Source organism: Phyllobacterium sp. SYP-B3895 (assembly GCF_009647635.1).
Lineage (GTDB): Bacteria > Pseudomonadota > Alphaproteobacteria > Rhizobiales > Rhizobiaceae > Phyllobacterium > Phyllobacterium pellucidum.
Window position 1 is genome coordinate 262,886 of record NZ_WJIG01000001.1, and the last position, 23,646, is coordinate 286,531.

Consider the following 23,646-nt stretch of genomic DNA (forward strand, 5'->3'; position numbering starts at 1 on the left):
TACTATATGCAGCATTTTCTCCCTTGGACACCCAGACGTGCGTCTGCGAAGGCCTAAGAAGCGTCCCGTCCCTTTGCTTCCGCCAGGAGCCGCGACACGGTGGCCTCGGTTGAAACCTGCCAATCCGGCGCGCGCCAACCGAAAACCTTGAAAAACTTGTCCGTAGAAAGCCGCGAATTGAAGGGGCGCTTGGCCTTGGTCGGATAATCGGCACTGGCAATGTCGGCGACCTCGGCAAAAGGTCCGCCATTGTTGCGGCTCGATGCAAAGATTGCCCGGGCAAAGCCGCTCCAATTGATATTGCCGGTCCCCGCGAGATGATAGATGCCATAGCCAGTAAACGACGGTTCAACGTCGATACGCCTGGCCGTCTCAATGATCGCGTCGGCAATATCGATTGCCGAGGTGGGGTTGCCCCATTGATCGCTGACGACCGAGACCTGGTCGCGCGTTTCGGCAAGGCGCAGCATTGTCTTGACGAAGTTCTTGCCGAACGGGCTGTAGACCCAGGCCGTGCGCAGGATGATATGCCGCGGATTGGCGGCGATTACCGCAGCCTCGCCTTCAAGCTTGGTCCTGCCATAGACACCCTGCGGACCCGTCGCATCCGTCTCGGTGTAGGGCGCTTCACCGTCGCCCGCAAAAACATAGTCGGTTGAAAGATGGATGACCGGAACGCCGAGGTCGCCAGCGGCCCGCGCCACAGCGCCGGCGCCAAGGGCATTGATTGCGTGGGCGAGATCAGGCTCGTCTTCTGCCTGATCGACCGCCGTGTAGGCGGCAGCCGAAACGACAATATCCGGCTTCGCTTCGGCAATGGCGGTGCCCACGGTTGACGGCACGGCAAGGTCGAGACCAGGTCGCCCAAGGGCAATGATTTCGATATCGCTGTGGCGCGCAGCACGCTCGACGAGGCTGCGAACGACCTGCCCCTCTGTGCCGGTGACAACGATCCTCATGCGCTCGCCTTGATGTCCGCGCCGAGACGCTCGCCTGCATACCGGCCGCTGCGGATCGGCTCCCACCACCATTCATTGGCGAGGTACCAGTCGATCGTCTTGGCAAGACCCGTCTCGAACGTTTCCTGCGGGGTCCAGCCAAGATCGCGCTCGATCTTCGAGGCATCGATGGCGTAGCGGCGATCATGGCCGGGCCGATCGGATACAAAGGTGATTAGGTCGCGGTAGCGCCCGCCACCCTTGCGCGGCCGCTTCTGATCCAGAATATCGCAGATCGTTTCAACGACGTTCAGGTTGGTCTTTTCGTTGTGGCCGCCGATATTATAACTCTCGCCGACGGCGCCCTTGGTGACGACGGTCTCGAGCGCGCGCGCGTGGTCCTCGACATAGAGCCAGTCGCGGACATTGGCGCCCTTGCCGTAGACGGGTAATGGCTTGCCATTGAGGGCGTTCAGGATAACGAGCGGAATCAGCTTTTCCGGAAAATGGAACGGACCGTAATTGTTCGAGCAGTTGGATAGCACCACCGGCAGGCCATAGGTCTCGTGCCAGGCGCGCACCAGATGGTCAGATGCCGCCTTCGATGCCGAATAGGGGGATGACGGCGCATAGGGCGTCTCTTCGGTGAAGATGCCGCTGTCGAAGGGCAGGTCGCCGAATACCTCATCCGTCGAGATGTGGTGAAAGCGGAAGGCGCTCTTTGCGTCAGCCGGCAGTTCGCGCCAATAGGCCAGCGCGGCGTTGAGCAGGCGGAATGTGCCGACGATATTTGTCTCGATGAAAGCGCCCGGGCCATCGATGGAGCGATCGACATGGCTCTCCGCCGCAAGGTGCATTACCGCGTTGATGTTCTCGCTACGCAGCAGGTCCAGCATCGTCGCATCGTCGCAAATATCGGCTTGCACGAAGCGGTAGTTCGGATAGTTTTCGATCTGGCGCAGCGATGTGAGATTGCCGGCATAGGTCAGCTTGTCGACGTTGACCACATGATTGCCCGGATTTGCTGCAAGCTGGCGACAAACCGCCGAGCCGATAAATCCAGCACCCCCCGTAACGAGAATCCGCATCAAATATACTCCGTCAATAAATGAAGGTTTCAGCGTCGGCGAGCCGCGGCGCCCCGCGGTCCTTGTCCGAAAGCTGGATCAAATCTTTGGCGATGGGCCAGTCGATGCCGATCTCCGGATCATCGAAGCGGATCGAACGGTCATGTGCCGGCGAATAATAATCGGTGACCTTGTAGACGACCTCGGTATTCTCCTCGAGCGTCATGAAGCCGTGGGCGAAGCCCTTGGGCACGAGAATCTGGTTCCATTTCGCAGCGGAAAGTTCAAGCGCAACCCACTTACCGAAGGTCGGTGAGCCTTTGCGGATGTCGACCGCAACGTCGATGATCGAGCCGCGAACGACGCGCACTAGCTTGTCCTGCGCCTTTGGTGGCAATTGGTAATGCAGCCCGCGCAGAACGCCCTTGGCAACCGAGAGCGAGTGATTGTCCTGAACGAAGACGAGGTCAATTCCGGCATCCTTGAACAGGGACGCGTTATAGGTTTCCGAAAAGAAGCCGCGGTCGTCGCCGAAACGCTTCGGCGCGATCTCAAGGACGCCGTCGAGGCCGAGGGGGCGTATATCAAGCATCTGTCGCAAGCTCCGCAATACGCCGGCGCAGGTAGGCGGCATAGCCGGTCTTTCCAAGCTGCGCGGCCCGAGCCAGAACCTGCTCATCGTTGATCCAGCGGTTCTGATAGGCAATCTCCTCTGGGCAGGCGATCATGACGCCCTGGCGGTGCTCGATCGTCCTGACGAAGGATGACGCCTCGTGCAGGCTGTCGTGGGTGCCGGTGTCCAGCCATGCATAGCCGCGCCCCAACCTCTGCACGTGCAGATCGCCGCGCTCGAGGTAAATATTGTTGACGGCGGTGATCTCCAGTTCGCCGCGCGCCGACGGCTTGATGTTGGCCGCAATGTCGACAACGTCGTTATCGTAGAAATAAAGGCCGGTGACCGCCCAATTGGACTTTGGCTTCTGCGGCTTTTCCTCAATCGAGATCGCCCGCTTGGTTGCGCGGTCAAACTCGACCACGCCATAGCGTTCGGGATCCTCGACGTGATAGGCGAAAACCGAAGCGCCCTTTTTGCGGTCGGCCGCTTCCTTGCACAACCGCGACAGGCCGTCGCCGTAATAGATATTGTCGCCGAGCACCATGGCGACAGGGTCGTTGCCGATGAATTCGCGCCCGATGATGAAGGCTTCCGCGAGGCCGTTGGGCTCCGGCTGCTCGGCAAATGTCAAATTGAGGCCAAAATCGCTGCCGTCGCCGAAAAGGTCGCGAAATACCGGCAGATCGCGCGGTGTCGATATGATCAGAATGTCCCGGATGCCTGCGAGCATGAGCACGCTCAGCGGGTAGAAGATCATCGGCTTGTCGTAGATCGGCAAAATCTGCTTTGACACCGCAATTGTCAGTGGATAAAGCCGCGTTCCGCTGCCACCAGCTAAAATAATACCCTTCATGTAAGCAAAATTCCTACGTTATCGATAGCTTGGAACCGTTATCCTATCCGCTTGGCTAGGACAACTCCTCAATGGGCGATCGCCCGCCAAGAGGAGGTATGCCGCTTAATGGGGAAAAGCGGCATGAAATCGACCGCGCCGCCAAGCCCTTGCTATTTCCCGCTTCCGAATTGCGACAGGCAGTCACTATTAAGTCCCAATCTAATGTGCTAACCGCGAGGCTCTGCAAAAGGACGACAGAAGAGAGACTACATTTCGATGGCCACAGCGACCTCGCAAAAGATGACGGCATGGCAAGATATTTCCGCGTCCCTTGCCAATTTTCGACTGGCGGCGCTGCTCGGATGGCAGGACGTTGCCCAGCGCTATCGCAGATCGAGCGTCGGCGCTTTCTGGCTCACGATCAACATGGGTGTGCTTATCGGCGCGCTCGGATTGGTTTTCGGCACGATCTTCAACACGCCCATGTCGGAGTTCCTGCCGTTCATCTGCGTCGGCCTGATCATGTGGGGTTATTTTTCGAGCCTCGTCACCGAGGGTTGCGGCAGCTTCATCGCCAATACCGAGACGATGCTGCAGCTTCCGATCCCGTTTTTCACCTATATCCTGCGGACCTGGTGGCGCAATACCATCATCCTTGCCCACAACATCATCATCTTCCCGCTCGTCCTCTTGATCTTCGGCAAGTTCGTCAATTTCGACGCCCTATTGGCCATTCCCGGCTTCATCCTGGTGTCGGTCAATCTGCTTTGGGTGATGGTCATTCTGGCGGTTCTGTGCACGCGCTATCGCGATTTGACGCAGATCGTCCAGAATATCATGCAGGTCGGCATGTATGTGACGCCGATCATGTGGATGCCGAAAAATCTTCCGGGCGGCGCGCGCTCGCAGCTCATGCTCGACTACAATCCATTCTATCATCTCATCAGCATCGTGCGCGAACCCCTGCTCGGCGGCGTTGCGACACCGCTCAACTGGATCGTCTCCATCGGCATGGCCCTTATCGGTTGGGTCGTCGCACTCCTGTTTCTTAATCGTTACCGCACCCGGATTACTTATTGGCTATGAACATTACATCCCCGCTCCAATTTGCGCAGGCAGACATGACGTCGATGCACCTTGAAAATGTGACCGTGGATTTTCCGATCTACAACACGCGCAGCAGATCGCTGAAGAACCAGGTCATGAGCCTGGCGACGGGTGGAACCATCGGCTCGAACCCGGAAGGTCATGTCGTCATTCGCGGGCTCGAAAACGTCACGCTCAGCCTAAAGGAGGGTGAACGGCTCGGGCTGATCGGCCATAATGGATCCGGTAAGACAACGCTCCTGCGCGTCATGAGCGGCGTTTACTACCCATCCGGCGGCAGGATCACCATCAATGGCAAGTGCACGTCGCTGATCAACATTTCGCTCGGCATCGACCCCGAGGCGACGGGCCGGGAAAATATCGGAATTCGCGGCGCGCTCCTCGGCTTCAAGAAAAAGGAACTGGCAGAACGGTTGGCGGAGATCGAGGAATTCTCGGAGCTCGGCAACTTCCTCGACATGCCGGTGCGTACCTATTCAACCGGCATGCAGCTACGCCTTGCCTTCTCGATCTCGACAGTGATTCAGCCGGAGATCCTGATCATGGACGAATGGCTGGCGACAGGCGACGAAGGGTTCCAGCAAAAGGCCAATGAGCGCCTGCACGATCTCGTCAACAAGACCAAAATCCTGATCATCGCCAGCCATTCAAGAGACCTGCTCGTGAAGAACTGCACACGCATTGTCTGGCTCGAACATGGGCGGGTCAAGATGGACGGCGATGCCGAGACCGTGGCCAACGCCTATTTCGGCCATCACTGACCGCCGCCTGCCTTCGATCAGATCTTGCCGAGAATCGCTGCCACGTAGAGGCCGAGCTGCCCGAGCGCAGTCTGCCGATAGACGCCGGATCGAACGAAATAGTAAAGCCGTCGCAAGGGCCCGCGTCCTCGCGCCTTGCTGAACTCGTCGAGGATGCCGCGCGATTGCGCCGTAAGCAGGTCGCGGCTTCGCTCAAGCCCCTGCAAGTTGAGGTCGGTCCACTCGGAAAGACGTCCCTTGAAGAGCAAGCGCAACCGCTGCATGGCGGCCATGACGCCTATATTGGTTCCGAACTGATTGCGCACATGCTGGCGGTAGCGCATGAGCATTTCGGGGGAATAGCGAACCTCGCCGCCTGCCCCCGAAACGATCAGGTAGATCCACCAATCGTGGCTGACGAAGCCGGTACGGCGAGAAGCGTCGGCAAGCAAGACATGCGCTGCATGATTGAAGAGCATGGTGTTGCCGCCAGCAAGACTCTGCGCCAGCGCATTTCTGAAGCTGGGTGAGCGCCTGAACAGCGCTGAAGGCGCGATGGTTTCGCCGTCTTCGGTTATCGCGAGAGTTCGCGAGCAGAACAACGCGGGCGTCGACAGGGGAATTTGCTCGATCGAAGCAACTGACTTGGCTATCTTCTCGGGCTCCCAGATGTCGTCCTGATCGGAAAATCCGTAATAGTCGGAGATGATATCGGGATTGACGATCAGGGAGCGGAAGTTCTCCGCATAACCCTTGCACGGTCCAGGCAGGATAGTGAATCTGCCTTTCGACCACTTGCCGCGCCATACTTCCAGCACCTCCAGGGTGGTGTCGGTCGATCCGTCGTCCGAAACCCATATATCGATCGCGGGGTAAGTCTGGCCTTCGATCGAGGCCAGTTGCTCGTCCAGAAACTTGGCGCCGTTATAGGTTGCAAGGAGGATTGAAACCACTCCGGTGGATGGGGCGCCTGGCAATGCGTTAAAATCCCTGCTGAAGAATGTTCTGGCTGTCTCATGCAGATACAGCTTTTTTCCGTCGCGCATAGCCCAAAATCGCGATCGCCCCGCCTCGCCCCGCCGCCTGTTCCCGGCATTCGGCAAAACAAATGCCAAAAACATGCGATCGGGGGTTTGCATCCTCCAAGAATTCAACTATATGACGACCCGCACCGGCCGCTGCCGGTCGGCTGTTGGGGAATAGGTTAACGGTAGACCCACGGACTCTGACTCCGTTAGTCCTGGTTCGAATCCAGGTTCCCCAGCCAACTGATTTCAACACATTTTCTGATAACTGCAGCGCTAGGCTGACGCACGGCTCGCGCACCACGTCTGTGCGATCTCCCCGGCAGGAATGCGCCATGGGCAGGCAGGCAACCCGACCGAAAACGGCGGCGGCACGGGCATCGGCGATCCACTGTTCCCACATTTATTGGAAACTAGACAACAGGTTAGCCTTTCGCCTGTCTCAACGAAGTTGACCCTATCCGCGCGTCGGAAGCCTGCCGTAAGTCAATAGTCGAACCGTACACAGGCGAGTGTGCGTTGCCGTCGTTATTGGCGCTACGCATGCTTATTACTCTTGCCAGCTCGGGCAGGAGGCCATCGCCGAGCGACGCAGCAATTGCGTGCATGCCAGTCAATAGATTCTCCATGGGCCTCCACTCCAGCTTGGAAATGCCTTACCGTTGCACTCGCCCAAACAGCGTGCCACCCGATTCCTGCACATGCGGGGAATTCAACTTGTGCAAACTGCGAGTTAACGCCGCAACGGCGACGGACGGCGCGGCTTTTGCCCCGCTCCGATAACCGTTTACGGTAAAGTGGCGAGCGTGGCCTCAATAAGGGCGGGCGCTGTTGCCTTGCTGTAAAATAAGTTTGAAGGGTCCGCCGGGCGAATCCCGGTTCCCCAGCCAGCAAATTTCAGGAAATTTCCAGCATCTTCGAAACATGCCGCGCGATGGCGAGGCAGGATGTGAGGCCGGGGCTTTCAATGCCGAAGAGGTTGACGAGGCCCTTCACGCCGTGCGTGGCTGGACCTTCGATGACGAAGTCTGCAGCGGGCTCGCCATCGATCATCAGCTTCGGCCGGATGCCGCAATAGGCCGGCTGCAAGGCATCGTCCGCAAGATATGGCCAGTATTTGCGGATTTCGGCGTAGAAGCGATCGGCGCGTTGCGGGTCGACGGAATAATCGATCCCTTCGACCCATTCGACGTCCGGGCCAAACCGCATGCGCCCGTCGAGATCGAGGGTAAGATGCACGCCAAGCCCTCCCTCTTCCGGCACCGGATAGATCAAATGCCTGAAGGGCGTCCTGCCGGTTGCCGAAAAGTAGTTTCCCTTGGCATAGCGGGCGCGCGGAACGAACCTCTGCGGCAGGTCGGCAATCGTTGACGCCACCGCCGGCGCCTCAAGACCGCAGGCGTTGACGAAGATCGACGTGTGCAATTCGTAGCGCCGGTCGTTCTCGACGCCGATGGTCTCGAGCCGCAGCCCCTTATCATCGACCTCGCCGCTCATCACTCTTGTGCCAAAGGCGACGGCTGCACCGTGGTCCTGGGCGTCGCCAAGCAGCGCGAGCATCAGTCCGTGGCTGTCGATGATGCCCGTCGAGGGCGAAAGCAACGCTCCATTGCAGGAAAGGTCCGGCTCCCGGCTTTTGGCCTCCGCCGCCGACAGTTCGACAAGATCGTCAACTCCGTTGGCGCGGGCGCGGGAGGCTATCGTCGCCAAAGTCCCGATCTGGTCCTCATTGGTTGCGACGATCAGCTTACCGCAGCGCTTGTAGGCCACGCCGTGGCTTTCGGCGAAAGCATAGAGCGCCCTTCTCCCCGCAACGCAAAACCGCGCCTTCAGGCTGTCGAGCGGGTAATAGATCCCCGCATGGATGACCTCGGAATTGCGTGAGCTGGTACCGGTACCGATGGTTTCCGCCGCCTCGACAACGAGCGTCTCAATGCCGCGCAGCGCAAGTTCGCGGGCAATCGCCAGGCCGATGACCCCGCCGCCAGCAATGACGCATTCGACGCGTTCCAACGTTTTTCAGTGCCTTCCATGCGTTGCGAGCGGAGCAAGTTTGCGTTCGAGGCTTTGCAGCGTTTCCATGATCTGCAGCCCGACCCGTTCATAGCATGGATAATGCAAAAGATGCTCGTTGTCCCAATCGGCAGGCGACAGGCCGTGGGGGCAGCAATCCTGGGGCGCGGAGTTCTTGAGTTCTGTAAGGTATTCCTGGACGGAAAAGGAGCTCGGCGGCGTGCCCGTTGCCACATGCATGAAAAGTGCACGCAGCCAGAACTGGGTGGCCATAAGTTCGATGCGTATTTGTTCGTCTTCGATCATGAAAATTCAGATCCCGCCGCAAGGGTTTAAAGCCATCTAACTAAAGACCTTTTTGTTATTGATTGATAATTCGGCTTGACGGATAGAGGACGCATCCAAAAGCGGACTGTCTGCATGCCCGCCACGGCAGTATTATAGCCGCGATGCACGTTCGACCGATGTCAAGTGACGTCGCGCTACATCCGATTGATCGCGCGGTCAGCCAGATTTCGCACGGCTTACCTCAAACGGCTTAGCGTGCGCTATCTCATTAGGCATCTTAAATGCCGTCCCTGCTGCAGTTACCTTCGTTGGATCACGGGAGGCAAACCGTCTCCTATTGCTGTGCGATCGCAAAACAATCAACAATCAATGCCCTTCGCACATGCGGCATCGAAGCGACATACAGGAGCGCATCAATTGGGCACAGTACGCCGGGCTTTTTTCATGGCGACCTTGGAGCAATATTCCCAAGTGATCGTAAGCTTGGCAATGATCGCCGTTCTTTCGCGTCTGTTGGACACGACAGCAATCGGTATTGCCGTCATAGGCCTCGGAATAGGTACGATTGCGTTCAATATCCGCGAGTTTGCCACCTCGGAGTATCTAATTCAGCGCATCGACGTTTCGCGTGAGGATATCCGCACCGCTTTTACGCTGATGTTCGGCACATCGCTTCTTATCTGCTGCTGCCTGTCTGCCTTCGCCCCCTGGATCGCGGAGTTCTACGCTCAGCCGGCATTGAAGATGTTCATCATTATTCTGGCATTCTCCGGCGTTATCGATTCGTCCGTCAGCACCATCGCGGCCTTGCTGAAGCGGGATATGCAGTTTGGAGCGATGACTCGGATCAACGCCCTCGGCGTCATCACCAATGCCGCCGTCACAGTCACGCTGGCCTGGTTCGATTTCGGCTTCATGAGCTATGCCTGGGGTGCTCTGGTCTCCGCATTGGTGCGGATGGTTCTTGCGTTTCACGCACGCCCCATTCTCTGGATGTATCGCCCATGCCTTAAAGGTTGGCGGTCCTTCTTCGTCTTCGGCGGATATAAGGGGGCCTCGACCGTCCTCGACCGAACCTACGAAGCGCTGCCTCAACTCGTTCTCGGACATTTCATGCCGCTCACCGCCGTCGGCCTGTTCAACCGCGCCAATCTCGTATGCGGGCTCCCCGACAAGTTCATGCTATCGGCGCTGTTCTCCATTGCCTTTCCTGCCTTTGCCGCTGAGGTTCGACAAAATCGCAGCGTAAAGGAAGCCTATCTCAGGTTGATCAGTTATATCACCGCCCTTTACTGGCCGGCTCAGCTTGTCCTCGCGATACTGGCCTACCCCATTGTCCATATCGCTCTCGGACCGGCGTGGGATGGAGCGGTGCCACTCGTCCAGCTCCTGTCGCTGGCCGCAATATTCTGGTTTCCGAATATTCTGACGTTCCCGGTTCTTGTTGCCTTGGGCGCCAACAGGGAGGCATTCGAGGCGAACTTCATCGGTCGAGGTCTGGCGATGGTGGTTATCTGCGTCGCGAGCTTCTATGGCCTTTACGCACTCGTCTTCAGCCAGTTCATCGTACTGCCCTTCCAAATGGCGATTTCATTGATCTATGTGCGCCGGCATGTACCGTTCGCATGGACTGAGTTCGCTGCGATACTTTGCAACAGCGCGCTTGTCACCTTCGGGGCTGTCATGGGGCCACTCGGCGTATTGGCGGCCCATGGTTTCGCATTCGACCTGTCGATCGGCCTTGCGCTCGTCGCGACCCTCCTTTCTGCGGCCGGGTGGCTTACGGCACTCGTCCTGACGAAACATCCTCTCCTTGACGAAATCATCCACATGGTCGAGCTGTTCATGCCCCGGCTGCTCGCAAACAGGCCGGGGGTCCCCGCCGAATGACTACCTGGCACCGACATCCGTTTCATAGGATCAATCGATGAAATCGGTCGATGTCGTCATACCGAACTATAACTATGCCCGTTACCTGCGAGGTTGTGTCGAAAGTGCCTTGAACCAGAATGTCGATGCAATTCGCGTGTTGATCATCGACAACGCTTCGACCGACGGCAGCCAGCAGATAGCGCGCGATATCGCAGCGCAAGATCCACGCGTCGAACTCCTGCTTCGCGAAAAGAACATGGGACCTCACGCATCATTCAATGATGGAATCGAGTGGGCCCAGTCGGACTATTTCCTCATCCTCTGCTCGGACGATCTCCTTGCCCCCCGGACGCTCGAAAACGCGGTCGCTTGCATGGAGGCGAACCCGAACGTTCACCTGACGCATGGGGCAACGTTCTTCCAGGTCGAGGGCAGAGTCGGAGATACCGCGCCAAACATTGGCGCGAGTGCGCAGTGGACGATCAAGGATGGCCCGACTTTTCTGAAAGACATTTGCCAGGCAGGCCTCAACTACGTGAGCGGGCCGACCGTCGTAGTCCGTACGTCTGTCCAGAAGCAAGTCGGATACTACAACCCCGAATTGAGCCACACTGACGATATGGAAATGTGGATGAGATTTGCATTGCGTGGCTCGATTGCATCCACCGAGGCGGTTCAGGCCATCGCGCGTGTCCATTCGAACAACCAGTCTGCGACCGTTGGAAACATTCGCCAATGGAGCATTGAGTTTGAGGATGCTTACAACGCGTTCTTCAATGGTGTGGGCGCGCACCTCGACAATTCCGAGGAACTGTTGCGCACTGCGCGTCTCGCGCTCAGCGACCGGGCCTACTGGTCGGCCATCTCTCTGATATGCCGTGGCGAACCCGGCGGACGCGAACTGTTTGCCAGGGCCTTGCACTTGCATCCGGCCGCCGCATTGTTGCCGCCCGTGGGATATCTGTGGAAGCGTGCTGGCGCCTGGTCTTTGGCCAAAGCCAGCATTGCATCGCTAACGCGGCGGATGACTGGAACTGCGATTGCAGATTGAAGCTCTGGCGGGCTACACGCCGATTACCCGGCGATGACGCGATGTAGCAGAACGGCTTCCTGTTCCGCCAGCTTTTCTTGAAGCAACCGATTAACCCCGGCGATCTCTTGCTTGACGGCATCCATGTTGCCAAGCACCTGGTTCGTCTGCTGTTTGAGCTTTTCGACATCAAAGGTTTCGATGTGTTGGCAGTAATGTGCCTGCCTGAACTGGGACAGCAGATAGTCGTTCTTTAAATTATAGCTCAACGAAATTGTCGGCCGGCCCGATTTCAGCGCACAGACCACGTTGTGATAACGTGAGACAACGACAATGTCCGTCTGTGCGATTTCGCTCATCAGCTCGTGCAATGAGCCCCCGTGACCGACCGCGATGCGCTCCATGGGAATATCGGGCCGTGTCGAGGAAATTGACTTCATCAACTGCTTTACGGCTCTGCCATCGCGCAGATCGCCGGTCAGAAGGCGTGCGTTATGTCCTTCGTCAATCAGCCAGCAAATATATTGGGTCAGTTTCGCAATATAGTTGTTGTGGATACGTTCGCCTTCCGCATTGTCTGCATTCGCCTTCTTCCATCCATGGTAATCCATCACACCGACCCCGACGATCGTGCGCGCCGTGTCTTTCGCGGGTACCGAGGCAGGCAAGGGAAGCCGAAAGGCGATGTCCGGGTAGCGCAGATCCGGCGTCACATCGAGCCCAATCCCCTTCATGTATTCCAGTGAGAAATCATCGCGATACGACCGGTATTGCGCCATTCTGGCCGCGGATTTCAAAAACCAGCGACTCAAGGGGTTTTCAATGGGACCCGCTCCAATACTAACGAAGGCGATGCGCGCATTTTGAAGACGCGCAGCCAGGCACCAGCGAAATACAACGAAAGGCCAGCCGAACGCGGTCTCCTGAAAGTCATCGAGAATCCCCGTGCCGGGGATGATCAGGACACTTACGCCGCGCAGTCCACTGACGACGGCATAGAGGCTGCCCAGCCTGCGTGGAAAATCCGCAAGCAACCGATTGAGCCTGTTGGACCAATTGCCTTCAAGCTTGACGCCACCGATGCTGATTGCATCGACCTTGTAGCGTTCCGTGACCGCAGCTGGATTGGAACAGACGCAAAGCAGCGTGGCCTCCTGTTTGGAAGCGCGCAGGAAATCGAGCATGGCTTCGAGCGAACCGTCATTGCCGGTGTTTCCGCTGCCAAACTGACCTAGCAAGCCGATTTTCATTCAAGCCCTCAATTGTACATTGCTCGGACCACCGATCGACGCATACTCAACACCTGACCCAAATTCTGTTGCGTGCCGCTGTTCGAACAAGCGCGGTCGATTGGGCACCGGATTTGATCTTGCTGCGCTGCGATGCAAAAAAACACATGGCTCTTGGAACACCGGGGGCACCCGAACGATGAAGGTGTTCCCCCAAAAGGCTACGCCATCTGCCCATCGCGGCAGGTACAGTCGCGGGCCAAATTGCCACTATTATTGCATTGTGGCCGGGCGATGTGGCGCGGACCCAGCAGGATCAAAGCGGAATGAAGTTCGCCTATTTTGTACGCCCGCATATCGGCGGAACCTACACGGTCTTCAAGCAGTTGCGCGAGGGGCTCGCGCCCTACGGCATCGAGGTCTGCTGGATGTCGATGGGCCAAACCGAAGCGCTGAAGGACCCGGAATGGTTCCCGGAATTTGCGCTTGGCACGGCAATCAGTACGGATGGACTGGCGAACGAGCGCGATCAAGCCCGGGCCCTCGCGGCCGCAATCGAGGAAGGCGGCTTCGACGGCGTGTTCATCAACGTCCTCAGCGATCGAATCCAGACCAACATCGCGCGCTACCTGCCGGAAGCCATCACGCGTATCATGATCGTGCACAACATCACCGCCGGCACCTATGCAGCGGCTGTCGCCGTGCGTGATCATGTACATGCCGCAATCGGTGTTTCGGATCGGATCCAGTCCGATCTCGTCAGGACCATGGGTTTTGATGCAGACCATACGTTCGCCATTCCGCACGCGGCCGAGACCCGATTGTCGAGACTGCTCAATCGTACGCCGCGAGCCTCGGAACCGCTTGGCCTCGTGTTCCTCGGCCGCGTCGAGGACGCTTCCAAAGGCGTGTTCTGGCTCGCCGATATTCTCGACCATCTCGACGCCTCCATTCACCTGACCGTCGCGGGGGATGGGCCAGACCTTCAGGCGCTGAAGCTCAAGCTTGCCCGCCATGGCAAGCGTGTCACCTTTCTCGGAGCCGTACACCCGAAAGAGGTTCACAGGGTCCTGCTCCATCAGGATGTGATGATCATGCCGTCGCGGTTTGAGGGCTTTGGCCTTACGCTGACAGAGGCGATGGCAGTCGGCTGCATTCCCGTCGTTTCGCGCATCCGTGGCGTCACCGACACAATCATCGACGATGGCATCAATGGTTTTCTCTTCCAGATCGGCAACAGCGCGGAGGCCGCCCGGATCATTACCGGCATTGCGGCAAATCCGGAGGCGGCGCAGCTCCTTTCCAGTGCCGCGCGAGACAAGGCGGAACATGTATTCACCCTTGATGCAATGGCGCGTCGCTATGCCGAAGTCATCCGTAACATCAGGGCCGCGCCCCCCGAAATCGCACCTCCGCTCGACTTTGCCGACTGGTCGTTCCCGAAAGGGCTTCGTCCGGGCCTGCGCACCTATATCCCGACTCCGATCAAGAACTGGCTGCGCGTCATGCGGGAAAGAACTTGAAGTTTAGGTCCCTACCCCTTTTGACGCTTGCTGCTGACTGAATTGCCGAAGTGAATTTTCCCGGCGCCGCCGTCATATTTGATCGTGGGAGAAAACGCCCGCGTCGTGGTTATGAGGTTAGCAAATGTCGACATTGATCGAGAGCTTCGAAAAATCGGACCAGTTGCGCGGGCCGGCGCATCACCTCATTCCGGGCGGCGCCCATACCTACGCGAAGGGCGATGATCAATATCCGGTGCTATCGCCTGGCTTCATAGCACGCGGCCTCGGCAGTCACATCTGGGACGTCGACGGCAATGAATATATTGAATATGGCATGGGCAACCGTGCCGTCGGGCTTGGCCATGCATACGCCCCGGTGCTCGAAGCGGTCACCCGGCAGTTACAGCGCGGCTGCAACTTCGTCCGTCCAGCAGATATCGAAGTCGAATGTGCCGAGACCTTCCTTGAAACAATCCCGACGGCCGAGATGGTCAAGTTCTGCAAGGACGGATCGCACGCAACGTCAGGCGCGGTACGTCTGGCACGAGCGGTCACGGGCCGGGACTATATTGCCCGCTGCAGTGACCATCCGTTCTTTTCGACCGACGACTGGTTCATCGGTACGACGGAAATGAATGCCGGCATACCACGAGCCGTCCAGGAACTGACACTCGGGTTCAAGTATAATGACATTGCAAGCGTCAAGGCGCTGTTTGCGAACCATCCGGGAAAGATCGCCGGATTGATTCTCGAGGCATCGCGCGGGGACGATCCGGAAAACAATTTCCTGCATGAAGTGCGCAATCTCTGCCACCGCAACGGCGCGCTCTTCATTCTCGACGAGATGATCACCGGTTTTCGTTGGCATGTCGGCGGCGCTCAACAGTTCTATCGTATCGAGCCCGACCTCTCCTGCTTCGGCAAGGCGCTTGGCAACGGCTTCTCCGTCTCCGCACTTGCCGGCAAGCGCGAATTCATGCGTCTCGGCGGGCTGGAAGAGACGGGCAAGCCCCGGGTATTCCTTCTGTCGACGACGCACGGGGCGGAAACGCACGCCTTGGCGGCGGCGATCGCCACGATGCGCATCTATCGGAACGAACCGGTCATCGAACATCTCTACGATCAGGGCCAGGCCTTGCGCGCCGGGATCGCGCAGGCAACGACGCGTCATGGTCTCAGCGCCTACGTCAAGGTAACCGGCCGCGCCTGCTGTCTGGCCTATGCGACGCTTGATCAGGATCGAGCCCCTTCCCAGGCATTCCGCACCCTGTTCCTTCAGGAAACCATCAAGCGCGGCATCCTCATGCCGTCGCTGGTGGTGAGCTACACCCATAGCGAAGAAGACGTGGCCCGCACGATCGATGCAGTTGACGGGGCATTGGGCGTCTACAAGCAGGCGCTCGAAAATGGCGTCGAGAAATACCTCGTCGGACGCCCGTCAGACGTCGTCTTCCGTCGGTTCAACAGCGGGCCCGTGGCGCACCGCCAACTGGAACGTGCATCGAATGGCTGAATATATCCAGCGATGGGCATGCCTGTTGCTGGTGCTTTTTCCATTTACTAGCCATGCCGATCCGGTGGCATTTCCGCTGCGCGTTTCAGAAAATCACCGCTATCTGGAGGATGCCTCCGGCAAGCCATTCCTCGTCACCGGGGATGCCGCCTGGTCGCTGATTGGCGAACTGTCGCGCGAAGAGGCGGACAAGTATCTCGCTGACCGGCAAAAGCGTGGCTTCAACACGATCCTCGTATCGTTGATTGAACACCGCTTCAGCCGCAAGGCACCGCGCAATTTCTATGACCGCGATCCGTTTCTCGCGAAGGGCGACTTCAGCCAGCCAAATAACGCCTATTTCGACGATGCCGACTGGATCCTGCAGAAAGCCCAGGAGCGCGGTTTTCTTGTCCTTCTCGTGCCGTCCTATCTCGGAGCAGGCGGCGGTGACGAAGGCTGGTACAAGGAAATGGAGGCTGCAGGACCGGCAGCCCTCAAATCGTACGGGCGCTATCTCGGCCAGCGTTTTCGAAAGTACAAGAACATCGTCTGGGTTCAGGGTGGAGACTACAACCCGCCGGACCACGTACTGGTCAATGCAATCGCGGAGGGGCTGGCCGAAACAAATCCCGAAGCTCTCCAAACCGTTCACGGAAGTCCGGATACCGATATTCAGCGGATGTGGGCAGAGGCGAAATGGCTCAGTTTCGATACACTCTACACCTATGACGAGGTAGAAGACAAAGCGCTCGAACGCTACACTTCCAACGCAAAAGCCCCATTCCTGTTCATCGAAGGCGCCTACGAGGGGGAACACGATTCGACCGAGCAGAGCCTTCGTGAGATCGCATACGGTGCCCTTCTCGGCGGCGCCAGCGGCCAGATATTCGGCAATAACCCCATCTGGCATTTTTCCGGGCCTGGACTTTTCGACACCAAGGACAGTTGGGAAGTGGCCCTCGGAAGCCGGGGAGCACAAAGCATCGGCTATTTGAAGCATTTCTTTGACGCATTGCCATGGTGGAAACTCGAGCCCGAACAGGGAAGGCTTCTGGTGGATCCGGACACGCTATTTCCAGGCACCGCGTTTGGAAGCATGGCGAAGGACGGTAGCCTCGCCGTGATCTATGTTTCAGGGCGCAGCGACGTCGCCATCAATTCGGCGGTACTTGCGCCCCACGCAAAGCGCGCCCGCTGGTATGACCCTGCATCCGGCAAATATACGGATGCCGCCGAGCAGAAAACCCAGCGGCGTGAAACGGTAACATTTGAAGTTCCGGCTGCGCAAAATGCCGCCGGTTATACGGATTGGCTCCTCGTGTTTGGGGATCGCGGCTAGAGTCCGGTTTCGGTGAAAGTGCAATCGGGCAAAAGGCGTAGAGAACCTCCCCAAAGTGTAGCCCTTGTTACACCCTGATCCACCGAACTCCTCTCTCGCTGTCGAACGCGCCCGGAAGTACCGTTTTTACAAATCGAACGTAATTTTCAAAAGGATTGGGACATGAAAGTACTCGTGACAGGGCATCGGGGTTACATCGGAACGGTCATGGTGCCTTTCCTGATGAAGGCTGGCCACGACGTTCATGGCTATGACGCCGAACTCTATCGCAGCTGCGGCTATGCGCCGGGCGGCTCCATCAAGGATGTTCCGGGACTTTGCAAGGACGTGCGCGACGTCGAGGTGAGCGACCTGAAGGGTTTCGATGCGGTCATCCATCTTGCTGCGTTGTCGAACGATCCCTTGAGCAACCTCAATCCGGATATCACCTACGAGATCAATCACCGTGGCAGCGTCAAATTTGCCGAGACCGCCAAGAAGGCAGGCGTTTCGCGCTTCCTCTTTGCGTCCTCCTGCAGCAATTACGGCAAGTCCGGCGAGGGCATGATCGACGAGACGGGCGAACTCAATCCGGTAACAGCCTATGGTTCGTCCAAGGTGCTTGCGGAAAAGGACATCGCCAAGCTTGCCGATGACAATTTCACCCCGACTTATCTGCGCCCGGCGACAGCCTATGGCCTTTCGCCGATGCTGCGCTTCGATATCGTCCTCAACAACCTTGTGGCATGGGCAGTGACGGAAGGCGTGATCCTCTTGAAGTCCGATGGTTCGCCATGGCGTCCGATCGTCCATATCGAGGATATTTCGCGTGCCTTTCTCGCCGCCATGGAAGCGCCGAAGGACAAGGTGCACAACGAAGCGTTCAATGTCGGCCAGTCGGCTCACAACTATCGCATCCGTGAAATCGCCGAGATCGTTTCCGAGGTGGTTCCGGGCTGCAAGCTCGAATTTGCCGCAGATGCCGGGCCGGACACGCGCTCCTATCGCGTCAGCTTCGAAAAGATTGCGCGCGTACTCCCGGCTTTCAAGCCGGTCTGGGATGCGCGCGCGGGCGCCGAGCAGTTGCACGCGGCCTATGCGACTTCCGGACTGACGTTGCAGGAGTTTGAGGGACCGCGCTACCAGCGCATCGCCAATATCCGCAAGTCACTGGAGGAAGGCACGCTCAACCAGAGCCTGCGCCGCGTTCCGTCTTCGAGCCGACATCCTGCCCTGGCAGATGCTGTCGTCTAAACGCAAAGCGCATGACATGAACACATTTATGGTCTCGTTCGAAAACATGCGGCCGGCGGCCGACGCGGAAGTGGATGTGGGTATCCGCATCTACGCGCTGGCGGCTCGCCTCTACCCAATCTGCCGCAGCATAACGGGCGAGGGCGTTCGCAAGACATTGCAGGTCCTTGGCCAGCAGATCGACCTGACCCAGCACGAGGTTCCGACAGGAACCCCGGCGCTGGACTGGACGGTGCCGCAGGAATGGAACATCCGGGGCGGTTATATCAAGGACGCCTCGGGACGAAAGGTCGTCGATTTCGCCGACCATAATCTCCATGTCCTCGGATACAGCGCGCCGATACATCGGACGATGCCGCTGAGCGAACTCAAGGCGCATATCTACACCTTGCCAGACCAACCTGATCTCATCCCCTACCGCACTTCCTATTACAGCGAACAGTGGGGGTTCTGCATGACGCATAACCGCTTCCTCGCCATGGAGGACGGGGAATATGAGGTCATGATCGATTCGCAGAAGGCGGACGGACATCTCACCTACGGCGAATATGTCCATAAGGGAGAGACTGACCGGGACGTGCTGCTATCGGCGCATATCTGCCATCCCTCGCTCGCCAACGACAATTGCTCGGGCCTCGCGCTTCTCGCCTGCCTGGCCAAGGCGATGCGTGGGCGCAAGACCCGCTACAATTACCGCTTCCTCTTTGCCCCCGGCACGATCGGGGCGGTCACCTGGCTCGCGCATAATGAGGCAAATGCGGCCCGGATCGATCATGGCCTCATCGTCTCCTGCGTGGGTGACGGCGGCGGACCGAACTACAAACGCAGCCGGCGCGGCAATGCCACGATCGACAAGGCGATGGAATATGTGCTCAACCGGGAAGATCGCAAGGGCACGATCAAGGATTTCAGCCCTTACGGCTATGACGAGCGGCAATATTGTTCGCCAGGCTATAATCTTCCTGTCGGCTTGTTCCAGCGCAGCGCATTCGGCACATTTCCGCAATACCACACATCCGCGGACAATCTCGATTTCATCGCGCCTGAGCATCTTGCCTCGTCCTACAGGATGATCATGGAGGCAATCGATATCCTCGAACTGAACTGGACGCCGCTCAATCTCTTTCCCAAGGGCGAGCCGCAGCTCGGACGCCGCGGCCTCTATTCGGCGCTCGGCGGCGACAAATCCGCAGGCGAAACAGCCATGGCCTATCTGTGGGTTCTCAACCTCGCCGATGGTCAGCACTCGCTGCTCGATATAGCCGAACGCTCAGGGATGGCCTTCAGCGACATCGTGCGCGCAGCACAGTTGCTGAAGGAGAACGAACTTCTCGCTGAAGCTGCCTGACCCGGTCAAGCAGGCAATTTATCGAGGAGCGGCCAGGCCTGATCCTTCTCCGAAAGCACAGTCGGTTCAGCTGGCCAGGCGATAGCGAAGGCGGGATCGTTCCAGCGGACGCCGGTCGAGGCCTGCGGATTATAGAATTCCGAAATCAGATAGGCGACAACAGCATCCTCGGTGAGGGTCTGAAATCCATGAGCGAATCCCTTGGGGATGTAGAGCCGGCGATTATTGCTCGCCGTGAGCTCGCACGCGGTCCAGCGGCGATATGTCGGCGAGTTCGGACGCAGATCGACAATGACGTCGAGGATCGCGCCGCCAATACATGACACAACCTTTACTTCGGCGTGCAGCGCGCTCTGGAAGTGCAAGCCCCGCAGCGTGTGCTTCTTGACCGAATGCGAGACGCTGTGCTGAACGAAATTGGTCTCAAGGCCATGCTCGGTATATTCCGCGGCACAGAACGTCCGGGCAAACGAGCCGCGCTCGTCGGATATCGGCAGAGCCTCGATCAGCCAGGCGCCGTTCAGTTCTGTCTCGGTGAATCGCATGCTCAAGCCTCGTATCGGTTACGTTCCGCAAGGCCAATTCTGTCAAACTCTTCGCCCGCGCGAAACTCACAATTAGGGGTAGAATTTGCCGTCGGCTCCGGCGCCCACAAGGCTCTTCAATCGCCAGTCTACGGCCGTTTTCCGCCAGATGCTGCCTCCGTTTGAACGACCTGATCCGCCTACGTTCCACCTTCGGATGACCCCACTGGTCGCATAGTCATATCGCCCCTGAAGCGCCGAGGCCGTACCTTCTAGCCATGAACAGCAATGATCGGTCCGCCGGGAACGTCTCCTTTGCGCGGGTCGTGGCCAGTGACCGGGAGCGACCGCATGAACATTCAAACCAGCACGCTTTTGTTGGCAAACCGCCCGAGTGACAAAGTTCACCATTGTCGCCTGTGCGGCACCGGTTTGAAGCACACTTTCATCGATCTTGGCATGCAGCCGCCCTGCGAAAGTTTCGTGCCGCGCGAACACATCGATTCGATGGAAGCCTATTATCCACTGCATGTCTTCGTTTGCGAGGAATGCTTCCTGGTGCAGCTTGCTGAATATGTCAGCCCCCAGGCGATCTTCGAAGAATACGCCTATTTTTCCTCCTATTCGACGAGTTGGGTCGCTCACGCCAAGAAGTACTGCCACCAGATGGCACGGCAGCTCGATCTCAATCGCAACAGCCTGGTCGTGGAGCTGGCCAGCAATGACGGCTACCTGCTGCAACATTTTCTGCCCCTCGACATTCCAGTGCTCGGCGTCGAACCCGCAGCCAACGTCGCCAAGGTCGCGATCGAAAAGGGCGTACCGACACGCGTCGAATTCTTTGGCGAGAACTATGCACGTGAACTCGTTGCCGAGGGGCTGCGTGCCGATCTCATCGTCGGCAACAACGTCCTCGCGCAGGTTCCGGACCTCAACGACTTCGTCGCCGGCATGAAGGTCCTGCTGAAGCCCGAAGGCGTCATTACGCTCGAGTTTCCGCATATCGAGAAGCTGATCGCCGAAAACCAGTTCGATACGATCTACCACGAACACTTCTCTTATTTCTCGCTGCTGACCATCGAGCATATGGCGAAGCGCCATGGCCTCAAGGTCGTCGATGTCGAGGAACTCGTCACCCACGGCGGCTCGTTGCGTATCCATTTCGCTCACGAAGACAGTGCACGCGAGATACAGCCGAGCGTAGCGCGCGTCCGCGACAACGAACTGAAGGCAGGCCTCGACACGCTCAAAGTCTACACGTCGTTTGTCGAGCGGGCACGCAAGGTAAAGCGTGAACTTCTCTCCTTCCTGATCAAAGCCAAGGAAGAAGGCAAGTCGATCTGCGGCTATGGCGCGCCGGGCAAGGGCAACACGCTGCTCAACTATTGCGGCATTGGCACCGATTTCCTCGACTTCACCGTCGACAGGAACCCTTACAAGCATGGGCGCTATACGCCAGGCATGCATATCCCGATCGAACCTGTCGAAGCCATCGACCTGATGCAGCCAGACTACATCCTGATCCTGCCTTGGAACCTCAAAAAAGAGATCGTCAATCAAATGCGCCATGTCGCCGAATGGGGCGCGAAGTTCATCGTCCCGATCCCCGGCGTCAGCATCATCGATCCGAAGGAGTTGCAGCCATGAAAGTCGTCCTTTTCTGCGGCGGTATGGGAACGCGCATCCGCGAATACTCCGAGAACGTGCCGAAACCGATGATTCCGCTGGGCTCGCAACCGATCCTCCGGCATGTGATGCAGTACTATGCCGATTACGGTCATGACGACTTCGTCCTGTGCCTCGGCTACAAGGCCAACGTGGTCAAGGACTTTTTCCTCAACGTCCGGCCGCAGACCTTCTCGGACTGCGTGGTTTCCGGCAACGGCAATGTCGAACTTCTCGGCGAGTCGCAGAAGGATTGGCGGATTTCGTTGATCGATACCGGCATCTGGCGCAATATCGGCGAGCGCCTGTGGGCCGTGCGCGACCAGGTGAAGAGCGAGCCCATCTTTCTCGCCAATTACAGCGACGGCCTTTCCAATGTCGATCTCGACGACATGATCGCCAAGTTCGAGGCAAGCGGCAAGATTGGCTGCTTCCTCGCTGTCCGCCCGCCCCTCACCTATCATCTTGCAGACATTGCCGAAGACGGGCGCGTGCGCGAGTTCCGCTCCTCCGACCGCTCGGATATCTGGATCAATGGCGGCTATTTCCTCTTCCGCAACGAGATCTTCGACTATATGCGCGAAGGGGAAGAACTCGTGCTTGAGCCCTTTACCCGCCTCATCGCCGAGGACAAGCTGATGGCCTACAAACATGAAGGCTTCTGGCGATCCATGGACACCCTACGCGACTGGCAGTCGCTCCAGGAGATGGTGGAACGGGGCGACATGCCTTGGACGGCCCACGGTGCTGCGCGAGACGGAACGAATATCCGAGTGGTCAAGGCACTATGAAGCAACTGCCTCTGGCAAAACGCGGTGAACGCCTGTCGATACTCTGCCTCGGCGCCCATTCCGATGACATCGAGATCGGCGCCGGAGGCACCATTCTAACGCTGATCGCGGATGGAGTGCTCGTCGATGTTCACTGGTGTGTGCTGAGCGCATCCGGGGTCCGGGCACGCGAGGCCAATGATTCGGCTGTGTCGTTCCTCCAGGGCGCTGCATCCTACATGATCGACCTCGGCCAATTCGAGGACAGTTACTTTCCCGACCAGAGCCGGGAGATCAAGCAGTGGCTGACGGCACTGCGCGACCGTGTTTCACCCGATGTGATCTTCACGCACACGCGCGACGACGCGCATCAGGATCATCGCGAAGTCAATCGCCTCACCACCAATGTCTTCCGCGATCATCTCGTGCTGGAATACGAGATCCCCAAATGGGATGGTGATGTCGGACAACCGAACACCTATGTGCCCCTGACCTCGAACATCATCGACCGCAAGGTGGAGCTGCTGTTGAAGCATTTCGGCACGCAGCGCTCCAAGGACTGGTTCGATGAACTGACCTTCAAGGGCCTCGCGAGGCTGCGCGGCATGGAATGCCGGGCCACCGATCGCTTTGCCGAGGGCTTCACCGTTCGCAAGCTCGCGATCACATTCAAGTGAGCTTTCACGCTTGCAAACAGCAAGCCCACGATTCGGAGGCCAGAGGCGACCGAATCGCCCTTCCCGCACGCCTCTGTTGTGCGTAAATTGATTATCCCTAAGTATAACCCGTGTAATTAAGTATTTAGCCCGTCCGATTCTTCGCAGTTTTATGACTAAACACCGCCTAAGTCGAACTAATCCTGACTAGGCCTAGATCTGGGCGCTGCCTAGATCGGCCCGTTTGCCCCAATCGAATGAATTATTCGAGGATTAAAGACACCCCGAAATAATCGGCGTAAATTGAAAACCGTGAAAAGAAGTGCGGCTGGGCGTGGTTAACACGTTCAA

21 protein-coding genes and 1 tRNA gene are annotated in these 23,646 nt (G+C 58.0%); 13 read left to right on the top strand and 9 right to left on the bottom strand.

What is annotated here, in order from left to right:
- Positions 1 to 53: 53 nt before the first annotated feature.
- Genes rfbD through rfbA form a run of 4 tightly spaced genes read right to left on the bottom strand, consistent with a single transcriptional unit; the run spans position 54 to position 3,474 of the window.
- On the bottom strand, positions 54 to 959 hold the full coding sequence (gene rfbD / locus GF108_RS01310) for a dTDP-4-dehydrorhamnose reductase (protein ID WP_153666566.1): 906 nt from the start codon (positions 957 to 959) through the stop codon (positions 54 to 56).
- Positions 956 to 2,026, bottom strand: a complete 1,071-nt coding sequence (gene rfbB / locus GF108_RS01315) for a dTDP-glucose 4,6-dehydratase (RefSeq protein WP_153666567.1) — start codon at positions 2,024 to 2,026, stop codon at positions 956 to 958. Before rfbB ends, rfbD begins: the two co-directional genes overlap by 4 nt.
- Before the next feature lie 13 nt (positions 2,027 to 2,039).
- Positions 2,040 to 2,597 carry a dTDP-4-dehydrorhamnose 3,5-epimerase gene (rfbC, locus tag GF108_RS01320; protein WP_153666568.1) on the bottom strand — a complete coding sequence of 186 codons (558 nt, stop codon included), beginning with the start codon at positions 2,595 to 2,597 and terminating at the stop codon, positions 2,040 to 2,042.
- Positions 2,590 to 3,474, bottom strand: a complete 885-nt coding sequence (gene rfbA, locus GF108_RS01325) for a glucose-1-phosphate thymidylyltransferase RfbA (protein WP_153666569.1) — start codon at positions 3,472 to 3,474, stop codon at positions 2,590 to 2,592. The genes rfbC (GF108_RS01320) and rfbA overlap by 8 nt, the downstream gene beginning before the upstream one ends.
- 258 nt (positions 3,475 to 3,732) lie before the next feature.
- On the opposite strand from rfbA, the gene GF108_RS01330 reads away from it, so the two are divergent.
- Together GF108_RS01330 and GF108_RS01335 are read left to right on the top strand one after the other, a co-directional pair.
- Positions 3,733 to 4,542 carry an ABC transporter permease gene (locus GF108_RS01330; protein WP_210386045.1) on the top strand — a complete coding sequence of 270 codons (810 nt, stop codon included), beginning with the start codon at positions 3,733 to 3,735 and terminating at the stop codon, positions 4,540 to 4,542.
- 35 nt (positions 4,543 to 4,577) lie between these two features.
- Positions 4,578 to 5,324: an ABC transporter ATP-binding protein gene (locus tag GF108_RS01335; RefSeq protein ID WP_153667284.1), complete on the top strand. Its 747-nt coding sequence runs from the start codon at positions 4,578 to 4,580 to the stop codon at positions 5,322 to 5,324.
- 17 nt (positions 5,325 to 5,341) lie between these two features.
- Here the strand turns inward: GF108_RS01335 and GF108_RS01340 are convergent, their stop codons facing one another.
- Positions 5,342 to 6,256, bottom strand: coding sequence for a glycosyltransferase family 2 protein (locus tag GF108_RS01340; protein WP_370462043.1), 915 nt, complete (start codon positions 6,254 to 6,256; stop codon positions 5,342 to 5,344).
- Between the two features lie 240 nt (positions 6,257 to 6,496).
- Here GF108_RS01340 and GF108_RS01345 point away from each other — a divergent pair.
- Positions 6,497 to 6,570: transfer RNA gene (locus tag GF108_RS01345), tRNA-Gln, on the top strand.
- 655 nt (positions 6,571 to 7,225) lie between these two features.
- On the opposite strand, the gene GF108_RS01350 is transcribed toward GF108_RS01345, so the two are convergent.
- Complete coding sequence (locus tag GF108_RS01350) at positions 7,226 to 8,341, bottom strand: NAD(P)/FAD-dependent oxidoreductase (protein WP_153666571.1); 1,116 nt, start codon at positions 8,339 to 8,341, stop codon at positions 7,226 to 7,228.
- Between the two features lie 6 nt (positions 8,342 to 8,347).
- Positions 8,348 to 8,647, bottom strand: coding sequence for a hypothetical protein (locus GF108_RS01355; protein ID WP_027230538.1), 300 nt, complete (start codon positions 8,645 to 8,647; stop codon positions 8,348 to 8,350).
- Positions 8,648 to 9,073: 426 nt separating this feature from the next.
- Here GF108_RS01355 and GF108_RS01360 point away from each other — a divergent pair, with 426 nt between their 5' ends.
- Together GF108_RS01360 and GF108_RS01365 are read left to right on the top strand one after the other, a co-directional pair.
- Entirely contained in the window at positions 9,074 to 10,519 is a 1,446-nt protein-coding gene (locus GF108_RS01360; protein ID WP_255453092.1) for an oligosaccharide flippase family protein, read from the top strand.
- Positions 10,520 to 10,556: 37 nt separating this feature from the next.
- Positions 10,557 to 11,552, top strand: a complete 996-nt coding sequence (locus tag GF108_RS01365) for a glycosyltransferase family A protein (RefSeq protein ID WP_153666573.1) — start codon at positions 10,557 to 10,559, stop codon at positions 11,550 to 11,552.
- Between the two features lie 23 nt (positions 11,553 to 11,575).
- On the opposite strand, the gene GF108_RS01370 is transcribed toward GF108_RS01365, so the two are convergent.
- Entirely contained in the window at positions 11,576 to 12,781 is a 1,206-nt protein-coding gene (locus tag GF108_RS01370; RefSeq protein ID WP_153666574.1) for a polysaccharide pyruvyl transferase family protein, read from the bottom strand.
- A 305-nt stretch (positions 12,782 to 13,086) separates the two neighbouring features.
- On the opposite strand from GF108_RS01370, the gene GF108_RS01375 reads away from it, so the two are divergent.
- The 5 genes from GF108_RS01375 to GF108_RS01395 all read left to right on the top strand — a co-directional run bounded on the left by GF108_RS01375 (position 13,087) and on the right by GF108_RS01395 (position 19,680).
- Entirely contained in the window at positions 13,087 to 14,283 is a 1,197-nt protein-coding gene (locus tag GF108_RS01375) for a glycosyltransferase family 4 protein (RefSeq protein WP_153666575.1), read from the top strand.
- Positions 14,284 to 14,407: 124 nt separating this feature from the next.
- Positions 14,408 to 15,778 carry a glutamate-1-semialdehyde 2,1-aminomutase gene (locus GF108_RS01380; protein WP_153666576.1) on the top strand — a complete coding sequence of 457 codons (1,371 nt, stop codon included), beginning with the start codon at positions 14,408 to 14,410 and terminating at the stop codon, positions 15,776 to 15,778.
- On the top strand, positions 15,771 to 17,099 hold the full coding sequence (locus GF108_RS01385) for a DUF4038 domain-containing protein (RefSeq protein ID WP_172982544.1): 1,329 nt from the start codon (positions 15,771 to 15,773) through the stop codon (positions 17,097 to 17,099). The genes GF108_RS01380 and GF108_RS01385 overlap by 8 nt, the downstream gene beginning before the upstream one ends.
- Positions 17,100 to 17,261: 162 nt before the next feature.
- Positions 17,262 to 18,332 (top strand): NAD(P)-dependent oxidoreductase, encoded by a 1,071-nt coding sequence (locus tag GF108_RS01390; protein WP_153666578.1) that lies wholly within the window; start codon positions 17,262 to 17,264, stop codon positions 18,330 to 18,332.
- Positions 18,333 to 18,378: 46 nt separating this feature from the next.
- The gene (locus GF108_RS01395; RefSeq protein WP_172982576.1) at positions 18,379 to 19,680 is read left to right on the top strand and encodes a DUF4910 domain-containing protein; all 1,302 of its coding nucleotides are present in this window, start codon (positions 18,379 to 18,381) and stop codon (positions 19,678 to 19,680) included.
- 5 nt (positions 19,681 to 19,685) lie between these two features.
- On the opposite strand, the gene rfbC (GF108_RS01400) is transcribed toward GF108_RS01395, so the two are convergent.
- Positions 19,686 to 20,225 carry a dTDP-4-dehydrorhamnose 3,5-epimerase gene (gene rfbC, locus GF108_RS01400; RefSeq protein ID WP_153666579.1) on the bottom strand — a complete coding sequence of 180 codons (540 nt, stop codon included), beginning with the start codon at positions 20,223 to 20,225 and terminating at the stop codon, positions 19,686 to 19,688.
- A 330-nt stretch (positions 20,226 to 20,555) separates the two neighbouring features.
- Here rfbC (GF108_RS01400) and GF108_RS01405 point away from each other — a divergent pair, with 330 nt between their 5' ends.
- Genes GF108_RS01405 through GF108_RS01415 form a run of 3 tightly spaced genes read left to right on the top strand, consistent with a single transcriptional unit; the run spans position 20,556 to position 23,316 of the window.
- On the top strand, positions 20,556 to 21,851 hold the full coding sequence (locus GF108_RS01405; RefSeq protein ID WP_153666580.1) for a class I SAM-dependent methyltransferase: 1,296 nt from the start codon (positions 20,556 to 20,558) through the stop codon (positions 21,849 to 21,851).
- The gene (locus tag GF108_RS01410; protein ID WP_091950741.1) at positions 21,848 to 22,660 is read left to right on the top strand and encodes a sugar phosphate nucleotidyltransferase; all 813 of its coding nucleotides are present in this window, start codon (positions 21,848 to 21,850) and stop codon (positions 22,658 to 22,660) included. The genes GF108_RS01405 and GF108_RS01410 overlap by 4 nt, the downstream gene beginning before the upstream one ends.
- On the top strand, positions 22,657 to 23,316 hold the full coding sequence (locus tag GF108_RS01415) for a PIG-L deacetylase family protein (RefSeq protein WP_153666581.1): 660 nt from the start codon (positions 22,657 to 22,659) through the stop codon (positions 23,314 to 23,316). Before GF108_RS01410 ends, GF108_RS01415 begins: the two co-directional genes overlap by 4 nt.
- Positions 23,317 to 23,646: the final 330 nt, after the last annotated feature.

Excerpts from the sequence above, each read along its gene's own strand:
- GF108_RS01405 (WP_153666580.1), top strand. The coding sequence starts at position 20,556 with ATGAACATTCAAACCAGCACGCTTTTGTTGGCAAACCGCCCGAGTGAC.
- GF108_RS01370 (WP_153666574.1), bottom strand. The coding sequence starts at position 12,781 with ATGAAAATCGGCTTGCTAGGTCAGTTTGGCAGCGGAAACACCGGCAAT.
- GF108_RS01415 (WP_153666581.1), top strand. The coding sequence starts at position 22,657 with ATGAAGCAACTGCCTCTGGCAAAACGCGGTGAACGCCTGTCGATACTC.
- GF108_RS01380 (WP_153666576.1), top strand. The coding sequence starts at position 14,408 with ATGTCGACATTGATCGAGAGCTTCGAAAAATCGGACCAGTTGCGCGGG.
- GF108_RS01360 (WP_255453092.1), top strand. The coding sequence starts at position 9,074 with ATGGCGACCTTGGAGCAATATTCCCAAGTGATCGTAAGCTTGGCAATG.
- rfbC (WP_153666568.1), bottom strand. The coding sequence starts at position 2,597 with ATGCTTGATATACGCCCCCTCGGCCTCGACGGCGTCCTTGAGATCGCG.
- GF108_RS01355 (WP_027230538.1), bottom strand. The coding sequence starts at position 8,647 with ATGATCGAAGACGAACAAATACGCATCGAACTTATGGCCACCCAGTTC.
- GF108_RS01395 (WP_172982576.1), top strand. The coding sequence starts at position 18,379 with ATGCGGCCGGCGGCCGACGCGGAAGTGGATGTGGGTATCCGCATCTAC.
- rfbC (WP_153666579.1), bottom strand. The coding sequence starts at position 20,225 with ATGCGATTCACCGAGACAGAACTGAACGGCGCCTGGCTGATCGAGGCT.
- GF108_RS01335 (WP_153667284.1), top strand. The coding sequence starts at position 4,578 with ATGACGTCGATGCACCTTGAAAATGTGACCGTGGATTTTCCGATCTAC.
- GF108_RS01365 (WP_153666573.1), top strand. The coding sequence starts at position 10,557 with ATGAAATCGGTCGATGTCGTCATACCGAACTATAACTATGCCCGTTAC.
- rfbD (WP_153666566.1), bottom strand. The coding sequence starts at position 959 with ATGAGGATCGTTGTCACCGGCACAGAGGGGCAGGTCGTTCGCAGCCTC.
- GF108_RS01330 (WP_210386045.1), top strand. The coding sequence starts at position 3,733 with ATGGCCACAGCGACCTCGCAAAAGATGACGGCATGGCAAGATATTTCC.
- GF108_RS01390 (WP_153666578.1), top strand. The coding sequence starts at position 17,262 with ATGAAAGTACTCGTGACAGGGCATCGGGGTTACATCGGAACGGTCATG.
- rfbA (WP_153666569.1), bottom strand. The coding sequence starts at position 3,474 with ATGAAGGGTATTATTTTAGCTGGTGGCAGCGGAACGCGGCTTTATCCA.
- rfbB (WP_153666567.1), bottom strand. The coding sequence starts at position 2,026 with ATGCGGATTCTCGTTACGGGGGGTGCTGGATTTATCGGCTCGGCGGTT.
- GF108_RS01375 (WP_153666575.1), top strand. The coding sequence starts at position 13,087 with ATGAAGTTCGCCTATTTTGTACGCCCGCATATCGGCGGAACCTACACG.
- GF108_RS01385 (WP_172982544.1), top strand. The coding sequence starts at position 15,771 with ATGGCTGAATATATCCAGCGATGGGCATGCCTGTTGCTGGTGCTTTTT.
- GF108_RS01410 (WP_091950741.1), top strand. The coding sequence starts at position 21,848 with ATGAAAGTCGTCCTTTTCTGCGGCGGTATGGGAACGCGCATCCGCGAA.